At 71.8% G+C, this 17,217-nt stretch carries 10 protein-coding genes; 5 read left to right on the forward strand and 5 right to left on the reverse strand.

The annotated features are described in order from the left end of the window. Positions 1-232: 232 nt before the first annotated feature. The 4 genes from OOZ19_RS21205 to OOZ19_RS21220 all read right to left on the reverse strand — a co-directional run bounded on the left by OOZ19_RS21205 (position 233) and on the right by OOZ19_RS21220 (position 7,742). Positions 233-3,064 (reverse strand): DEAD/DEAH box helicase, encoded by a 2,832-nt coding sequence (locus tag OOZ19_RS21205; RefSeq protein WP_266091891.1) that lies wholly within the window; start codon positions 3,062-3,064, stop codon positions 233-235. A 284-nt stretch (positions 3,065-3,348) separates the two neighbouring features. Next, a complete protein-coding gene (locus OOZ19_RS21210; RefSeq protein ID WP_266091892.1) occupies positions 3,349-4,260 on the reverse strand; it encodes a diacylglycerol/lipid kinase family protein in 912 nt (303 codons plus the stop codon). A 299-nt stretch (positions 4,261-4,559) separates the two neighbouring features. Continuing rightward, on the reverse strand, positions 4,560-5,936 hold the full coding sequence (locus tag OOZ19_RS21215) for a helix-turn-helix domain-containing protein (RefSeq protein ID WP_266091893.1): 1,377 nt from the start codon (positions 5,934-5,936) through the stop codon (positions 4,560-4,562). 486 nt (positions 5,937-6,422) lie between these two features. Then, positions 6,423-7,742 (reverse strand): COG1470 family protein, encoded by a 1,320-nt coding sequence (locus OOZ19_RS21220; RefSeq protein WP_266091894.1) that lies wholly within the window; start codon positions 7,740-7,742, stop codon positions 6,423-6,425. Between the two features lie 222 nt (positions 7,743-7,964). On the opposite strand from OOZ19_RS21220, the gene OOZ19_RS21225 reads away from it, so the two are divergent. The 5 genes from OOZ19_RS21225 (at position 7,965) to OOZ19_RS21245 (ending at position 16,395) form a co-directional block, all read left to right on the forward strand. Further along, positions 7,965-8,591, forward strand: a complete 627-nt coding sequence (locus OOZ19_RS21225; RefSeq protein WP_266091895.1) for a helix-turn-helix transcriptional regulator — start codon at positions 7,965-7,967, stop codon at positions 8,589-8,591. Positions 8,592-9,047: 456 nt separating this feature from the next. Continuing rightward, the gene (locus OOZ19_RS21230) at positions 9,048-12,107 is read left to right on the forward strand and encodes a hypothetical protein (protein ID WP_266091896.1); all 3,060 of its coding nucleotides are present in this window, start codon (positions 9,048-9,050) and stop codon (positions 12,105-12,107) included. Between the two features lie 16 nt (positions 12,108-12,123). Next, positions 12,124-12,816: a Pvc16 family protein gene (locus tag OOZ19_RS21235; protein WP_266091897.1), complete on the forward strand. Its 693-nt coding sequence runs from the start codon at positions 12,124-12,126 to the stop codon at positions 12,814-12,816. Next, on the forward strand, positions 12,813-14,789 hold the full coding sequence (locus OOZ19_RS21240) for an AAA family ATPase (protein WP_266091898.1): 1,977 nt from the start codon (positions 12,813-12,815) through the stop codon (positions 14,787-14,789). Before OOZ19_RS21235 ends, OOZ19_RS21240 begins: the two co-directional genes overlap by 4 nt. Positions 14,790-15,999: 1,210 nt before the next feature. Next, entirely contained in the window at positions 16,000-16,395 is a 396-nt protein-coding gene (locus OOZ19_RS21245; protein ID WP_266091899.1) for a hypothetical protein, read from the forward strand. Between the two features lie 222 nt (positions 16,396-16,617). Here OOZ19_RS21245 and OOZ19_RS21250 read toward each other — a convergent pair whose 3' ends face one another. Next, entirely contained in the window at positions 16,618-17,208 is a 591-nt protein-coding gene (locus tag OOZ19_RS21250; RefSeq protein WP_266091900.1) for a TetR/AcrR family transcriptional regulator, read from the reverse strand. Between the last annotated feature and the right edge of the window lie 9 nt (positions 17,209-17,217).

Consider the following 17,217-nt stretch of genomic DNA (forward strand, 5'->3'; position numbering starts at 1 on the left):
CCCCCGCACCACCCCGCCACCAACAGCGACCGCGCACCGTCGCGAGAAATCGGAGGCCCCCACCTAGCCGAACTCGACCGGCAATCCCGAGTTCGACCAGGTGAGCACCGAGGTACCGGGGTCACCCCCGAAGCGGGCGACTGCGATTCCTCGCGAGATCGCGCGAGTCGTCCGCAGTTCCCCACCGGATCGTGGTGACATCTCCGGAGTCGTTCCGATCAGCGCGAGGTGGTCACATGGCGCCCGCCGCGACGACGCCCCGGCGGATCGCCGTGACGGCCTTCGCCGCGGCCGATCCCACCGGATCGGACTTCCCGGTGACGACGTGGATCTGGTCCAGCAGGTCCACCACTTGGCGGCACCAGCGCACGAAGTCACCGGCGGAGAGCTCGTGCCCGGTGGATTCGGCGGCGGTGAGCACCCGCTCCAGCGACTCGCCGCGCACCCACCGGTAGACGGGCCAGGCGAACCCGGCGTCCGGTTCGCGGGTGCGGTCCAGCTTGTGCCTGCGCTCGTCCTCTTCCAGCTCGCCCCACACCTGCCAGGTCGCGCCCAGCACCTCGGCGACCGGACCGGAGGGCACCGGCGGCTGCACCGGGCTCTCCCGGCGGGACTCGTAGACCAGCGAGGACACCACGGCCGCCAGCTCCGCCGGTTCCAGCGACTCCCAGATGCCGGCGCGCAAGCACTCCGCGGCCAGCAGGTCCGACTCGCTGTAGAGCCGGGACAGCCGCCTGCCGTGCTCGGTCACCGGCTGCTCCGGGTCGTCGGCCACCACGTACTCGCGTTCGGAGAGCAGCGCGATGATCCGGTCGAACCCGCGCGCCAGCGAATGCGTGGTGGTGGCGACCTTGCGCCGCAAGTGCTCGGTCTCCGAACGCAGCCGCTCGTGGCGCTCCGCCCAGCGAGCGTGCTTCTCGCGCTCGTCGCAGCCGTGGCAGGGGTGCGCCTTCAACGCTCGGCGCAGGCTCGCCAGCTCGGCGTCGTCACCGGAGTCCGACCGGTTCCGGCTCCGCCCGCCCTTCACCGAGATGCCCGTCTCGCGCAGCCCGGAGGCCAGGTCGCGGCGCGACTTCGGCGACCGGGTGTCGACGTGCTTGGGCAGCCGCATCCGGCCCAGCGCCTCCACCGGCGAGGTGAAGTCGGCGACCGACAACCGGCCCGACCAGCGGTCCTCGGTGACGACCAGCGGGCGCGGCTCCCCCATCGGTTCCAAGCCGGGGTCGATGACCACGGCCAGCCCGGAGCGCCGTCCGGCCGGGACCTGGATCACGTCGCCCTTGCGCAGCTTCTCCAGCGACTTCGCCGCCTCCGCCCGCTTGGACGCCCGGTTCTGCCTGGCCAGCACCTTCTCCCGCTCGGAGATGCGGCGGCGCAGCGCGAAGTACTCGCCGAAGTCGCCCAGGTGGCAGGTCATCGACTCGGTGTAGCCCTCGAGGGCGTCGGCGTTGCGGTCCACCCGCCGCGACATGCCGACCACCGACCGGTCGGCCTGGAACTGCGCGAACGACTGCTCCAGCAGGTCCCGCGCGGCGTCCCGGCCCACCCGGTGCACCAGGTTCACGGCCATGTTGTAGCCGGGCCGGAACGAGGAGCGCAGCGGATAGGTGCGGGTGGAGGCGAGCCCGGCGACCTGCTTGGGGTCCATGCCCGGCTGCCACACCACGACGGCGTGGCCCTCGACGTCGATGCCCCGGCGGCCCGCACGACCGGTGAGCTGGGTGTACTCGCCGGGCGTGAGGTCGACGTGCGATTCGCCGTTGAACTTGACCAGCCGCTCCAGCACCACGGTGCGGGCGGGCATGTTGATGCCCAGCGCCAAGGTCTCGGTGGCGAACACGGCCTTGACCAGGCCGCGGACGAACAGCTCCTCCACGGTCTCCTTGAACGCCGGCAGCAGTCCGGCGTGGTGCGCGGCCACGCCGCGCTCCAGCGCGTCGCGCCACTCCCAGTAGCCGAGCACCGTCAGGTCCGCCTCCGGTAGCGAGCTGGTGTGCTCCTCGATCACCTCGCGGATCTCGTCCACGTCGTTCTCACTGGTCAGCCGCAGTCCGGCGCGCATGCACTGGTTGACCGCCGCGTCGCACCCGGCGCGGCTGAAGATGAACACGATCGCGGGCAGCAGACCTGCCGAGTTCAGGCTGTCGAGGATCTCCACCCGCGACGGCGCGAAGAACCGCGGCGGACGAGGCCCCTTGCGCCTGCCCCCGCCGGGACCGCCCCGGCCCCGGCCGTACGGGGAGTGCACCCTGGCGAGTTCCTGGGTGTGGCGCAGCAGCTGCGGGTTGAGCTTGAGCTCGCGGTCGGAGGTCTCCCCGCCGAACAGGTCGAACATCCGCGACCCGACCTGCATGTGCTGCCAGAGCGGCACCGGGCGGTGCTCGTCGACGACGACGGTGGTGTCGCCGCGCACCTCCACCAGCCACTCGCCGAACTCCTCGGCGTTGCTGACGGTGGCCGACAGGCTGGCCAGCTGGACGTGCTGCGGCAGGTGCAGGATCACTTCCTCCCACACCGCGCCGCGGAACCGGTCGGCGAGGTAGTGCACCTCGTCCATCACGACGTAGCCGAGCTGGTCGATGCCGCGCGAGCCCGCGTAGAGCATGTTGCGCAGCACCTCGGTGGTCATCACGACCACCTGCGCGTCCCCGTTGATGGAGGTGTCGCCGGTGAGCAGGCCGACGGCGTCCTCGCCGTAGCGCTCACAGAGGTCGGCGAACTTCTGGTTGGACAGCGCCTTGATCGGCGTGGTGTAGAAGCAGCGGCGCCCCTCCGCCAGCGCGAGGTGCACCGCGAACTCGCCGACCACGGTCTTGCCCGCACCGGTCGGCGCGCACACCAGCACGCCGTGGCCGGATTCGAGCGCCTGGCAGGAGGTGCGCTGGAACGCGTCGAGCTCGAAGGACAGCTCGGAGGCGAACTCGGCGAACTTCGGGTGGGCGCTGCGGCGGCGATGCGCCGCGTAGGAGTCGGCGGGCGACGGAGCCGGTTCGGCCGCCGGGGCCTTGGCGGCCGGGCCGGTCGGTCGACCCGCTCTGGTGCGGGTGCGGCGCGGTGGTTCCACCTTCTCCCCCTGGCCGGCGGGTGCGCCGGCGGATTCTCCAGCGCCGGGGGCCACGGGGTCCGGGGTGCCCGGCGATTCGGGGCTCCCCCCACCCGAGCCCGGGCGTTCCGGATGCGACATGTCAGAGTGCGAACGGCTTACAGCCACCCCACTAGGTTTTCACATCGCACCGACGGTCGTCGCACGCGTGCGGCTGCGGAGCCCTCCCGCCTCGGAACCGGCGCGCCGCGGTCGCCCGAGCGCGCCCGGTGCCGCCTCCGCCCCTCACCGGCGAGAACGAGGTCTCACGCGGCTTCGCCGTCGCGGTTCGCCTTGGCGGGGGCGAGCACCTGCAGCGCGCCGGGCTGGCAGCGCAGGCTCACCGGCAGGCGCACCTGCGGTTCGCCGTCGGCGAACGCGGTCCAGCCGTTGCCGCCGCCCAGCCGCACCGAACGGGCCCGCAGCGTGCGCACCGCGGGGTGGTCGACGTGCTTGCCGCTGCGCATCGTCGGCAGCACCCGCAGCATGTCGGCCCGGCTGATCTCGCCGACGACGGTGACGTCGAACATCCCGTCGGTCGGGTCGGCGTCGGGGCAGATCGGCACGCCACCTCCGTAGAAGGGCGTGTTGCCCACCGCCACGCAGGTCGCGGCCACGTCGAGCACGACGTTGTCGGCTTCGACCCGCAGCGGCATGGCGCGCAGCTCCGCCAGCTCCCGCAGCACCGCCACGTCGTAGCGGGCGCGCCCGAGGGGCAGCCGGGAACGATTCACCCGGCCGTTGACCTGGGCGTCGAACCCGGCGCAGAGCACCGTGGCGAACCGTTCGCCGCCGACCACCCGGCCGAGGTCGAGGGCGCGCCGGTGCCCGCTCTGCACCGCGTCGGTGGCGGCGCGGGCGGCGTCCATCGGGTCGGCGGGCAGCCCCAGGGCGCGGGCCAGGTCGTTGCCGGTGCCGACGGGGATGACCGCCAGCGCCGTCCGCGCGCCCGCGCAGGCCTGCACCGCGGCGTGCGCCGCACCGTCGCCGCCGAGCACGGCCAGCACGTCCACGTCGTCGGCCACCGCGGTGCGGGCCGCGGCGGCGAACTCCGCGGCGTCGTCGGCGACCACGACGCGGACCGCCGAGACCACGCGGAACCGCCGCACGACCTTCGCCGCGATGGCCGCGGCACGGCCTCGGCCGGAACTGGGATTGATCAACACCACGGTGCGCATGGGGCAACATCGTGGCCCACACCCCCGTCACCTGACCAGCGACCACCCCTGAAGCCGGTATCCGGCTCGTTCTGCGCAGGCGCACGGGTGGCGCGACCCCGGTTGCCCTCTCGCTGCGGGATCGACCTCCCGAGCGGCTCCGCCACGAGCGCAGTCCTCGCGAGAACACGACCGCGAACCCGCCGCAGCGCCGGTTTGCCGGGGTGCTCGTCGCTCAGCGGCTTCCCACGGCCAAGACAACGGGGGAAGGGGAGTCGGGGCTCATTCCGAGAGGACGCCCTCGTCCGCGTCGAGGGAGTTCAGCACCGGGGCTCGGCGACCGGGCACTGGACGGGCTGAGCCGGACGCGACGTCCGGGGTGCGGTGAACGGTCGGGGTCGGGCCGCGCAGGAGGGTTCCCGGCCCGGTTCCTCCGCGCGGAGCCGTTCCTCGGCGAACAACCGCAGCAGTTCGCGCAGCACGTAGCGACCGGTGCCCGCCGCGCTCTCCAGCAGCCCGGCGTCCACCAGTTCCTCCAAGCCCCGTTCGGCGGAGTCCACGTCGACCTCGGCCAGCGCCGCCGCCCGCCGCACCGTGATCTCCGGTTCCTCGGCCAGCGCCAGCCGCCGGAACACGGCCCTGGCGAGCTCCCCACACTCCCGGTAGGGCGCCTCGAACGTGGTCCGCACCCGCAGGTCGCCCGCGGTGAGCGCGGCGAGCCTGCGCCGCCCGTCCCCCAGCAGCCGCAGCAGATCCGCGACCCGCCAGCGGGGCCGCCCGGCGAGCCGGTTGCCCGCGATGCGCAGCGCCAAGGGCAGGTGTCCGCAGAGGTCGGCCAGCGCCAGGCTCGCCGACGGTTCGCGCCGCACGCGCTCGGTGCCGACGATCCCGGCCAGCAGCCGCACCGAGTGCGCCGGGGTGAGCACGTCCAGCGGGATCCGGACGACGGACTCCAGCCCGGCCAGCCCGCGCGCGCCCGCGAGCAGCACCAGGCAGTCGGGGTTGCTGGGCAGCAGCGGGCGCACTTGGGCCTCGTCGACGACGTCGTCGAGCAGCAGCAGCACTTTCCGGTCGCGCAGCAACGACCGGTACAGGCTGGACCGCGCGTCCGCCCCGGCCGGCAGCTGGTCGGTGGCGACGCCCAGCGCGCGCAGCACGGTGCCCAGCGCGTGCTCCGGGGACCGCCGCCCGTCCCGGCGCATCGACAGGAAGAAGCAGCCGCCGGGGAAGCGTCCGGCGAGCCGGTGCCCGGCGTGCACGAGGAAGGTCGACTTCCCCACCCCCGGGGCGCCGGTCACGGCGACGACGGGGGCGCTGCGAGCGCTGCTGTGGCCGTCGAGCACCGCCAGCAGCGCCGCGGTCTCCTGCTCGCGACCGGCGAGGTCGGCGGTCTCCGGGGGCGGCTCGCACAGCAGTCCGCCCCACCCGGTCCTCGCTTGGCCGGGGTCGTTCCCGTTGCGCGGCAACAGGTTCCGCAGTTCCGCCTCGTCGGTGGCGAGCGCGGCGGCGAGCGCGCGCAACGTCCGGGCCTGCGGCCGGGCAACCCGGCCGCGTTCCATGTCGCCGATGGCGCGCGCGCTGATGCCGGTGCGGCGGGCGAGTTCCTCCTGGGTCAACCCGGCTCCCGCTCTGCGGCGCCGGAGGACGGGGCCGAAGCCGAGCTGGGGAGGCGAACCCCCTGGTTCGACCTGCGCCATGTGCCCACCACTCCTCCGCAGCGGCGACGCGGTCCGCTCGCCGATGTGCCGCGCCGGAATGTCGGCCGCTGTGCAGCGGTACCGATGTTCCCCTGCCCCCCCGGCAAGGTCCGGGGACATTATCGGGCGCCGCACGATCCGGCACAATGGCGGTTCTCACGCCTCGCCCGAAGGCGCTGTTTCATCGACGCAGGCAGTGCACGAATAGCCATTCCACTGGTAGGAATAGATGCACCCGAATGGCAGCGGAACACCACTCTTTCAGCCGATCCGTCCACCGAGAACCGGAAGAAAAGACTGCCCTTTCTTCCGGCGGATCTTCCTGGCCGGGTTCGCCTTTCCGTGATTCGCTGGCGATGGGGCGCCGGGTCGGGCGGCGAGCGGGACGAATCGGGGAGAGCGCGCATGGCGGGTCACCGGAACGCGGGCGGACAACGATCACGCGCGCGCGGCTCGCAACCTCCCGCGCGGCACCGGAGACGCAGCTCAACGCGGCAGATCACGCAGCACACCGTTGACGTGAAGCACCTCCACGCACCGGTCCGCCTGCTGTCCCGAAGGCGGGGTTCCGGGCCGCGCGCAGTTCACTACGCCGCTCACCCGCGCGTCGGCCGGAACCGCGATGGGCGTGACCCAGTGGTAGTCCTGGTTGCGGAAGGTCTCCAACGCGATCGTGGTCAACTGCCTTTCTCCGAAGTAAATGGTGAGCACGCCTTCATCGCCCTGGAAGTTCGCCAGCACCAAGTCGGTAATGAACAACACCTTGCCTTCCGGCACCCGGTACACGCGCGATGCGCTGTCTCCCCCATCCGAGACCACTCGAATGGTCTCCGAGAACTGTCCTCCGTTCGGAGCCGTGTTCAACCCGGGCCCGGCATCTTCGCCCGGTTGCTTCCCCGGTTGTTCGGCGGGCGGTGGCGCCGGCGGAGGTTCGGGTTGCGGTTCCGGTGGCGGCACCAGCTCACCGTTCTGCGCCATCTCCTGCGCCCGGTTCTCCGCCGCTTCCTTGGCGGCGCTTTTCACCTGCGGCAGGAACAGCGTGTACCACAGCAGCAGCAGCGCCAGCAGCAACGCGAGCAGGGCGAGCAGCCAGCGCGGCAGGATCGGCAGTTGGAGGAGTTCACCGTCGAGCTGCTCCGGGCGTTCGTCGAACTGCACCGTGTCGGCCGAGATCCCCGCGTGCACCGGCTCCTCGACGAGGGCGCTCGCCGGGGACGCGGTGACCAGGAACGGTTTCGGGGTCGGCCTGCCGAACCAGATCAGCTTCGACACCCGTGCCCGCAACCGGATCTCGACCTGGTCGTCCGGTTCGAGCGCGGGCCGATCCGACTCCACCCGGAACCGCAGTTCCTCGGCCGGGTCGCTCGCGGTCAGCGGTACCGCGATCGGCGCGTTCCCCTGGTTGTGCAACACGACGTGGAAGCGCCCGGTGCGCCACGCGCGGCGGCGCTGCGGCGCGAGCCAGGCGCGCAGCTGCTGGAACGGTTCGACGCGCACCGTCATCTCGGGCACCGCGACCAGGTCGGGCCGTTCCACCGGGCGGACCCGCACCGCCAGCGGCGTCTCCCCCGCGTGCACGGTCGCCGACCGCGGCGGGCGCAGCACGACCGTCACGGTCCCCTGGGTGCCCGGGTACAGCGAGAGCCTGGCGGGTTCCACGGTCGTCCACGCCGCGCAGTCGCCGACGACCTCGAACTCGTAGGCCTCCACGATGTCGGTTCCGTTGCGCACGGTCAGGGTCGTGGTGGCTTCCCCGCCCGGGGTGACCACGACCGTCGTGTTCTCCAACTCCGCTGAAGTGCTCACCAGACGAAAGCTAGGTGCCCCGCGCGGCCGGCGGCAGGGACGCGGGGGCAGCGGACGGGCAAGGCGGCTGCCCCCGCCGACGCCGCGGCGCTTCCCCGAACCTCCCGGCCCGCCGGATCCCGTTCAGATGATCTTCGGTCGGCGCCTCGCCGGCGAGGAAGCCGCCGAGGTTGCGCCACCCGACCCGCTAGGCAGGAGTCTTACGAGGTGAGGAGTGCGGAGATGACGACGAGAGTGCCCGTCTCGGTGCATGCGGGGGATCCCCTGCTGCAGGCCGGGGTCACGGCGCAACTGCGTCCGCGTCCGGAGGTGGACGTGCTCAAACCGGACGAGCAGGAACGGGCGCAGGTCTCGCTGGTCGTGGTGGACCGGGTGGACGAGGAAGCGGTGCTGCTGCTGCGCCGGTTGCAGCGGGCGTCGACGACCCGCACCGGACTCATCGTCGGCGAGTTCGGCCAGAACGCGCTGCGCGTCACCATCGAGTGCGGGGTGGGGGCGGTGCTGCGGCGTTCCGAGGCCGATCAGGACCGGGTGCTCGGGCTCATCACGGCGCTGGTGCGCGGCGAGGGCATGTTGCCGGGCGACATGCTCAGCAGGCTGCTCGACCACGTGGGGAGGTTGCAGCGCAATTCCGCCGACGCGCAGGGGTTCAACCTGTCGACGCTGACCGCGCGGGAGGTGGAGGTGCTGCGGTTGATCTCGGAGGGCTTCGACACCGGGGAGATCGCGGTGAAGATGTCCTACTCGGAGCGCACGGTGAAGAACATCCTGCACGAGGTCACCACCCGCCTCCAGCTGCGCAACCGGGCGCACGCGGTGGGCCACGTGATGCGCCAAGGGCTGATCTAGCGACGTCTCGACGAACCACCGGCGGACGGTCGCGATCCGCGCGCTGTCAGCGACGCACGGCTTTGAACCCGCCCCTGATCTCGTTGTTCCAGGTGAGCGACGGTTTTCGATCAGCGTCCGGTCAACGGCGAAGCCGCTGAGCAGTGACCAGCTCGAGCACGAGGACCACCGGCGGGTTCTCAGCGGCTTCCTCGCGAGGACAGCGATTTCGCTGCGCATCGGACATGCATGAGAAATCGGTCCCGCGGCGAGGAAGCCGCTGAGGTTCCGCCGAGCGGCCAACCACGCGGACCCGGCTCACGGGCGGGCTCTGAAGTTCCGCCACCCGAGCACGATGAGCCGACTCCGGTTGCCCGAAAGTCCCCGCACCGCTTCCCGCACCGGTGCCTGCCGAGCCCTCTGCGCGACCGCGCGCACTCGCGAGGATCGGGCCGGGAGCAAGCGGGGAGGTCGTGGATGAGGGTGGTCCGGTCGACACGGTCCGGGGTCGCGTTGGCCGGGGTGCTCGTGGTGCTGTGCGGGTTGATCTGGATCCCCACGGCGACCGCGCAGCAGGAACCCGCGCCACCGGCCGACGAGGGGCGGATCGCGTTCTCCGGCACGGGGCACCGGAGCCTCGGCACCGTGCCCGGCGACGGCCAGGGACCGTCCGAGCCGTACCTCGACGACGGCCACTACGCGCAGGAGCCGGACGCGCGCGGCGGGCTGGTGGTGTTCACGAGCCTCCGCGACGAGGCCAAGCCGCAGGTGTACCTGCGGGACGTTTCGGGGGCGGTGCACAAGCTCACCCACGGGCGCGACGCCGCACATCCGAAGCTGTCGCCCGACTTGCGGTGGATCGTGTTCGATTCCGCCGAGCACGGGAAGAAGGGACCGCAGCGGGAGCTGTGGATGGTGCGGGTCGACGGGAAGAAGATGCTGCGGCTCACCTTCTCGCCGGTCGACGAGACGTGGCCGACGTTCTCCCCGGACGGCAAGCGGCTCGCGTTCGCCAGCAATGCCACCAAGAGCTGGCAGATCTACACCCGGTACGTGTTCGGCGAGTTCGCGCACCTGCGCACCGAGGAACCGACCGGCGGCGCGGTGCAGCCCGCGTGGAATCCGGTCGACGAGGACCGCATCGCCTACACCTGGGACGCGGACGGGAACCTCGACGGCACCGACGACCAGCAGGTGCGGGTGCTGTCCGAGCCCTCCCACCACCATCACCACCCTCCCCACCCGGCGGTCGGCGTCCCGCTGCTGGGCGGGGATCAGCAGGGGTGGCCGAGCAGGTGGCCGGTGTGGCGACCGGACGGGAACTCGTTGCTGTTCCTGAGCGAGCACAAGATCGGCGTCGGCAGGTCCGAGACCACCTACGTCTACCGGGTCGACGCCCCCACCGCGCCGACGACGAGCACGCCGGTGCTGCTGATCGACGAACCCAGGGACGTCTCCTCGCCCACGCAGCTGCCGGACGGCAAGGTGCTGGTGGAGCGGCCGACGGCGGCCGAGAACGTGGCGGTGCTGCAGGACGTCCGGCCCGACGGCAGCGATCCGCGCAGCCTCGGGGTGGAGGTGCTGCACGAGGACCCGCTCGCGGTGGAGGACTCCAGCAAGCTGTTCGAGCCGCGCGAGGGCTACGACCCGTGGACGCAGCGGCAGTCGTACTCGCCGGACGGCGGGACCATCGCGGCGAGCGTGTTCAGCGGGCCCGCGGACGACCGGGTGCAGCGGATCGAACTGATGAATTCGGACGGGACGAACCGGCGGCTGCTGAACATCGCCGATCGTCAGCCCGGCGATTGGGAGACCGACGCCGCCTGGTCCCCCGACGGGAGCGAGATCGCCGTGGCCCGGCGTTCCCCGGGCGGCCTGCCCACGGACGGGAACCGGGGCAAGAGCCGCATCGTGGTCGTGAACGTCGCGACCGGCGAGATCACCGGCCGGGTGTCGCCCGAGAACCCCGCGGTGGACGACACCCAGCCCGTGTTCTCGCCCGACGGCGGAACCCTCGCGTTCAGCCGGGGTGAGCTGATCAAACCGGTGGGCGAGCGCTACAACCACATCTGGTTCGCCGACGCCGACGACCTCCAGAAGCAGAACAACATCACCGCGGACCTCTGCCAATGCCCGGAGCTGGTGGTCGACGACAGCGCCGCGTTCACCCCGGACGGGCGGAGCATGGCGTTCAACCGGGAACCGCACGGCCTCTACCGCTACGAGCTCGACGATTCGAGCTGCGAGGTGATCCTGCCCAGTGACGAGGACGCGTGCCGCGACACCCCGGGGAAGGTCGAGGAAGGGCAGGAACCACCCGAGCACTTCCAGCCGCGCGACCTCAGCTGGTCGCCGGACGGGCGACGCGCCGTGTTCTCGGAGCGGACGGATCAGAACGCTGCCGAACACTTGTCCGTGGTGGACGTGGAGACGGGTGAGATCACCCCGTTGACGCAGGGATTTCCCGGTCGGCAGAAGGAAGCCACGTGGCAGGCGACGGTCGACATGAGCGTGACCGCGCCGGAGCGCACCGACGAGATCGACGTGGGCGACTCGGTCCGGGTGACCGCGCAGGTCACCAACAACGGTCCCGCCGCCGCCCCCGGTTCGGTGGCGGACCTGACCGTGCCGGACGGGGTGCGGTTGACCGGGATCGACTCCAGCACCGGGGAATGCGGCACCGGCGGGCGCTGCTCGCTCGGAACGCTGCAACCGGGCCAGACGGTGCGGGTCACCGCGACCGTCGTCGGGGTGCAGGGTGGCGACCGGCGGCTGAGCTGGGAAGCCGGCGGCCGGATGCGGGACAGCAGACCCGCCGACAACACCGCCACCACCGTCGTCCCGGTGCGAGCACCGGAACCTCCGCCACCACCGCCGCCGCCGCCACCTCCGGCCGGGCCGGGCGTGGCGGTGCGGGCCGACCCGAACCCGTCCTACGTGGGAGGCCGCACCGATGTGCGGTTCACCGTGCGCAACACCGGCGGCTCCCCGGCGACGGGCTTGACGCTGGACATGGCGCTCCCGCCGGGAATCCCGGTGACGGCGCTGCCACCTGGCTGCTCCGCCACCCAGTGCCTGCTGCCGGACCTCCCGCCTGGCGCGGAACGGCCCGTGGTCGTGGGGCTCGCCCCGAACGCCGCGCTGGACACGACGATCACCGGCACGGTGCGCACCACCGGGACGGACACCACTGCGGCCGACAACGTGGCGCGCACCCCGTACCGGGTGCTGCAACCGCGCATCGTCGCGGTGCCGGAGGTCGGTGAGCCGGGCTTCGTGACGTCGGTGCGCGGCTTCGACTTCCCGCCGGGCGTGCCGGTGCGGCTGCGCTGGACGCCGGGCATCACCGCAGCCGCCGCACCCGCGTTCCCCAGCGCCGACGGCCGGTTCGCCGCGCAGCTGCTGATCCTGCCGAAGGACGTGCTCGGCCCGCGCAGGATCACCGCGAGCGGTCCGGGTTTCAGCCCGGTGGACGCGCCCAGACCGTTCCTGGTCGTCGCTCCGACCGTCCCGCCGCCGCTGATGGGGCGCCGATGATCCGGAGGTGCGCGCGGTGATCCACGAAGTGGACGAGGGCCTGCGGCTGCTGCTGGCCGAGGAGGGCGTGCCCGGTTCCGGGGTGGAGCTCGCCTTCGACCCGCCCACCACGGAGTGGGCGGCGAAGCGCAACGCGCCGACGGTGAACGTGTTCCTCTACGACATCCGGGAGTACTCGGCGCAGCGCCAGCGCGGTTCGATCGAGAGGCTCGACGAGTCGGGCGCCGTCGTCGGCCGATTCGACCCGCCGCGCTGGTTCCAACTGTCCTACCTGGTCACGGCATGGACGAACCGCCCGCAGGACGAGCACCGGCTGCTCGCCCAGGTGTTGCGGGGACTGGTCCGGCACGAGGCGCTGGACTCGCAGTGGCGGATCGGAACCCTCGCGGAGCTGGGATTGTCGGTGCCGTTGGAGACCGGCGGGGAGCTCGCCGAGGGCCGCTCGCCCACCGACGTGTGGTCGGCCCTGGGCGGGGAGCTCAAGCCCTCGATCACGCTGCGGGCGACCGCGCCGCTGGCCGGTGACCTGCGGCCCGTCGGCCCACCGGTGACCGAAGGCGTCTCCCTCAACGCCCGGGCCGCGGTGTCCGACGGCGAGGCCGACGAGCAGCGCCACCTGCACTACGAGGGCACCGGCGCCGAAGGCGACGACTTCTCCTCGCACCGGCCCCGGCCGGGCGGTCGGCGGCGCATCCGGGGACCGTTGTGAGCGGCGAGCTGTGGGACCGGCTGCGGGCCGTGGAGCAGCGGGTCCGGGTGGCGCTGGACGCGCGAGCCGATCCGGGCCGCGACGACCCGTACCGCGGCCTGTACCTGACCGAGGAACTGGTGCGGCAGGTGCTGGAGACCCCGTCGGCGGCGTGGTCAGCCGAGCCCGTCGAGGTCGCCGAGCCCGATTCGCGGCTGGCGCGGCTCGCGGCGGATTTCGCCTTGGACGCGTGGGACGTGGAGTTCCTGCTCATCGCGCTGGCACCGGAGCTCGACGCCCGGTTCGAGCGGCTCTACGGCTACCTCAACGACGACGTGACGAGGCGGCGGGCGACGGCGGGCATGGTGCTGGAGCTGTGCGGCGTGCCGACCGCGGGCGCGGACCGGTTCCGCTTCGCCCCGGACGGGCCGCTGATCTCGGGCGGCCTGCTGGAGGTGCAGGAGCCGGAGCGCCCGCTGCTGACGCGGACGCTGCGCGTGCCGGACCGGGTGGTCGCGCACCTGATCGGCGGCGACGCGCTGGACCCGGCGGTGCGCGGGCTGGCGCGGGCGGTGGACGAGCCGGTCACCGAACCGGCGGAGCTGGTGAAGCGCCTGGCCACCGGTCTCGACGCGGGCATCGGGCCGGTGCACCTGCGCGGTTCGTCGGGCGCCGAGCAGCACGCGGTGGACGCGCTCGGGGTGAGCGGTCGCGCCGCGCTCGTCCTGGACGTGGCGGCGCTGGCCGCCGAAGCGGAACCGCCGGTGGCGGAACTGGTGCGGGAGGCGCGGCTGCGCCGGTCCGGCCTGGTGCTCGGCCCCGTGGAACCCTTGGCACGGCCCGAATCCACGCGCATCCTGCGACGACTGCTCGACGCGGCCGAGCGGATCCCGCTGCTGCTGCACGGCTCCGGCGGCTGGGACCCGACTTGGGCGCGGCAGGCACCGCTCACGATCACGCTGCCGGAACCGGATCGAACCTCGCGCTCCGCGCAGTGGCACCGCGCGCTCACCGAGGCGGGCGCGTCCGACGAGGTCGACGTGGAGGCGTTGAGCGCGTACCGCCTCGACACGGACCAGGTGCGCCGAGCCGCCTCGGTGGCGACCAGGCTCGCCCGCTTCGAAGGCCACCCGCTCACCCCCGAACACCTGCGCACCGGCGTGCGAGCGCAGAACGGCGCCGGTCTGGCGCGCCTCGCCCGCCGCATCACCCCCGGCGTGACCTGGGACGACCTGGTGCTGCCCGAGCAGACGAGGCGAGCGCTGGCGGAGCTGTCGGTGCGAGCCCGGCACCGCGACCGGGTGCTCGGCGAATGGCGGATGCGCCCCGGCGGCGGACGGGGACGCGGCGTGGTGGCCCTGTTCGCCGGGGAATCCGGCACCGGCAAGACCATGTCCGCGGAGGTCATCGCCGCCGACCTGGGCATGGAGCTCTACGTCGTCGATCTGTCCACAGTGGTCGACAAGTACGTGGGCGAGACGGAGAAGAACCTGGAGCGCATCTTCACCGAAGCCGCCGGGGTGAACGGAGTGCTGCTGTTCGACGAGGCCGACGCGATCTTCGGCAAACGCTCCCAGGTCAAGGACGCCCACGACCGCTACGCCAACGTCGAATCGGCGTACCTGTTGCAGCGCATGGAATCCTTCGACGGCGTCGCGGTGCTCACCACGAACCTCCGCGCCAACCTGGACGACGCGTTCACCCGCCGCTTGGACATCATCGCCGACTTCCCGATGCCCGAACCGGCGCAGCGCCGAGCCCTGTGGGACCGCACCCTCGGCGACGCCCTCCCCCGAGCCGAGGACCTCGACCTGGACCTCTGCGCCGACCGCTTCGAGCTCGCGGGCGGCTCCATCCGATCCTGCGCCGTCAGCGCGGCCTACCTCGCGGCCGAAGCGGACCGCCCGGTCGCCATGCCGGACCTCCTCACCGCGATCCGCCAGGAATACGCGAAGCTCGGGCGGCTGGCCGTGGACTCCGAATTCGACCAGTAAAGTCGGGTTTTCCTAATTTTTCGTCGTGATCTTTTCAGCCGCGTCCAGGCGCAGGCCAGCAGAGTGAATTCTCGACGCCCCACCGTGGAATCGCCACCATCGCGATGCGGCCGATTCATTTCCCTGCACGCGCCCCGGTGGCCGTCGACGCATTCGGGCGAGAAACACATCTCACACGTTCGTCGACGACCACCGGAGTTCGAGCGGCAGAACGGACCGGGCGCTCTTTTCGGAATGCGGCCGGCCCGTTCACCGAACGCCTGCGTCACAAGCACGATGACGACAGGCAAGGCACTACCCATGCCGCGACCCGCGGGCTCGCGGGTCACCCGCTGGTCAATCCTGCGACTGACGGATCAGAAAATCCGCAGTTCGTACGACCCGCCGTTCCATGAAAGGCAGCTCCACCCGCTCGCCTTTCCGCTGTCCACATAGCGCTGACCGGCCGCGTTGCACGCCTTCTTCGTCGGGAAGTGACCGACGACGTCCGCAGGCTGGACGTCCGCCGAGCTGGGGGCCTCAGTCGAGCTGGGGGCCTCAGCCGAAGCGGCACCCGCGCCGACCGTCGCGACCCCTGCGGCGCACAGCGCGAGTGCGGTCATCGTTTTGCGAATCAACATTCGAACCACCTTTTTCAATCAGGAAGGCGACGAGCACCCTTACACGAACGAGACTAGGCGGAAACGATCCACCAGGGCGTTGGCACGAACGTCCCGGAGGGCTTTCCCTCATAGTTGCGCGCGGCGCGAAACCGGGCGAATTCGACATCCAGAGCACGGTCGGCGAATCGTCACGCGACCTACCGTCCACAACGGATTTCGAATCGACCGGCAAAGCCGATGTCGATGCTGGGATCGACGACGTTCTTCGACGTTCTCGCACTGCGTCGACCGCGCGGGGCGTGCTGCGCAGGAACGGCGGAGAACCGCGAGATCGTGCACTTCGAGGACGTCCACCGGCTTTCGCCACGTCTGCGGGCCCCGGAACCGCGCCGGGGTGTTCTCGCGTCTCAGCGGGACGACTTTCCAGCCTTTTCACCTGCGGTGACAGCCATGATCGGGACATTCTCCGCGAGCGGCTCACGACCGCGGGCCGAGAACCACTTCAGAGCTCAACGCCAACCTCGACGCCGGGGCGGCAGCCCCTGCCAGGCCGACCGGAATCCGCAGGCCAGGATCGGGTCTCCACGGCGATTTGGTAGACATCAGGTATGGCAGCGCACGAAGAGGACTCGGCCTGGACGGTGTACGTGTCGGACGCGTTGCAGGCACGCCTGGACACCTACTGCGGCGACGACGGCACTCCCACCGCGGCCGTGTTCGAGGCGATCGAGGCGCTGCGCGACCGGTTGCCGGACGTGGTGCGGGGCGCGCGGGCGCGGCTCCAGTCGCCGCACGCCCGCGACGAGGTGCACTACCTGGGCTCCGGACCGGTGCAGATCCGGATCCACCCGGACGCGGCCCGGGCCGCGCTGCTGGACCGGCTGTCCGACGAGCTCGACGTCCCGATCACGACCTGGCTCCCCCCGCTCCTCAACGCCCACCTCCCCGGCCGCCAGGAACCGGACAACATGCCCTGGATCGTCCAGGACCCCGCTGAGCGCTGAGCGCGGCGCGCACGACGCGCGGAGCGCTCCCGGGAACCCTGCCCGTTGTGGGCGTTCTCCGCGCAGGCCAACGCGATCCGCGACCGCGGCGCCAGCGCGGTCGTACGACGACGTGCCCGGCCCTGCAACACCTGGGGCTCGTCGTCGGTCAGAAGTAGGGGCGACGGCTTCGGAGTCGGCATCCACACCCGCCGGACCGCCGACGAACTCGCAATCCAGGACCTAGCTCCGGGCGCGCAACGCCTGCGAGAGCGCGCTCGTGCTGATGTCGATCACCGCCTGGAGCTGCTCCTGACTCGTCCCGGCCCTGCTCATCACGGCCAGCGACTGGTTGACCGCCGCGATGTGAACGGCGAAGTCGTCGGCGTCGCTGTCGGCCAGCTTCACGGCCTTCAACGCGGTCCGCAGCCGCGCGCGCTGAAAGCCCAGGGCTTCGATCGCGCGCGCGGCGATGTCGGGGCGCAGCACCGGTATCGCCATCGCGGTCTGGGCGACCAGGCATCCGTCCGGCAGGTCGGGGTCGGCGATGCGCTTCAGCGTGACTCCGAAGAACTCCCGGATCGCCCGCAGCGGCTCCTCGGGCGCACGTGAAAGGGCCTGGTCGTAGCTGTCCCCGTAGCGCGTGGCGTAGCGGTCCAGGCAGCGCAGGTAGAGCGAGTCCTTGTCGCCGAGCGAGGAGTAGATGGAACTGCGGTTCAACCCGGTAGCCCGGGAGAGGTCGTCGAGAGACGTGTCGGCGTAGCCGGCTCGCCAGAACTGGACCATCGCCGCATCGAGCACGACGTCCACGTCGAACTGCTTCTTTCCGGCCATCACGCATGC

It is taken from the genome of Saccharopolyspora sp. NFXS83, from assembly GCF_026241095.1.
Classification (GTDB): Bacteria; Actinomycetota; Actinomycetes; order Mycobacteriales; family Pseudonocardiaceae; genus Saccharopolyspora_C.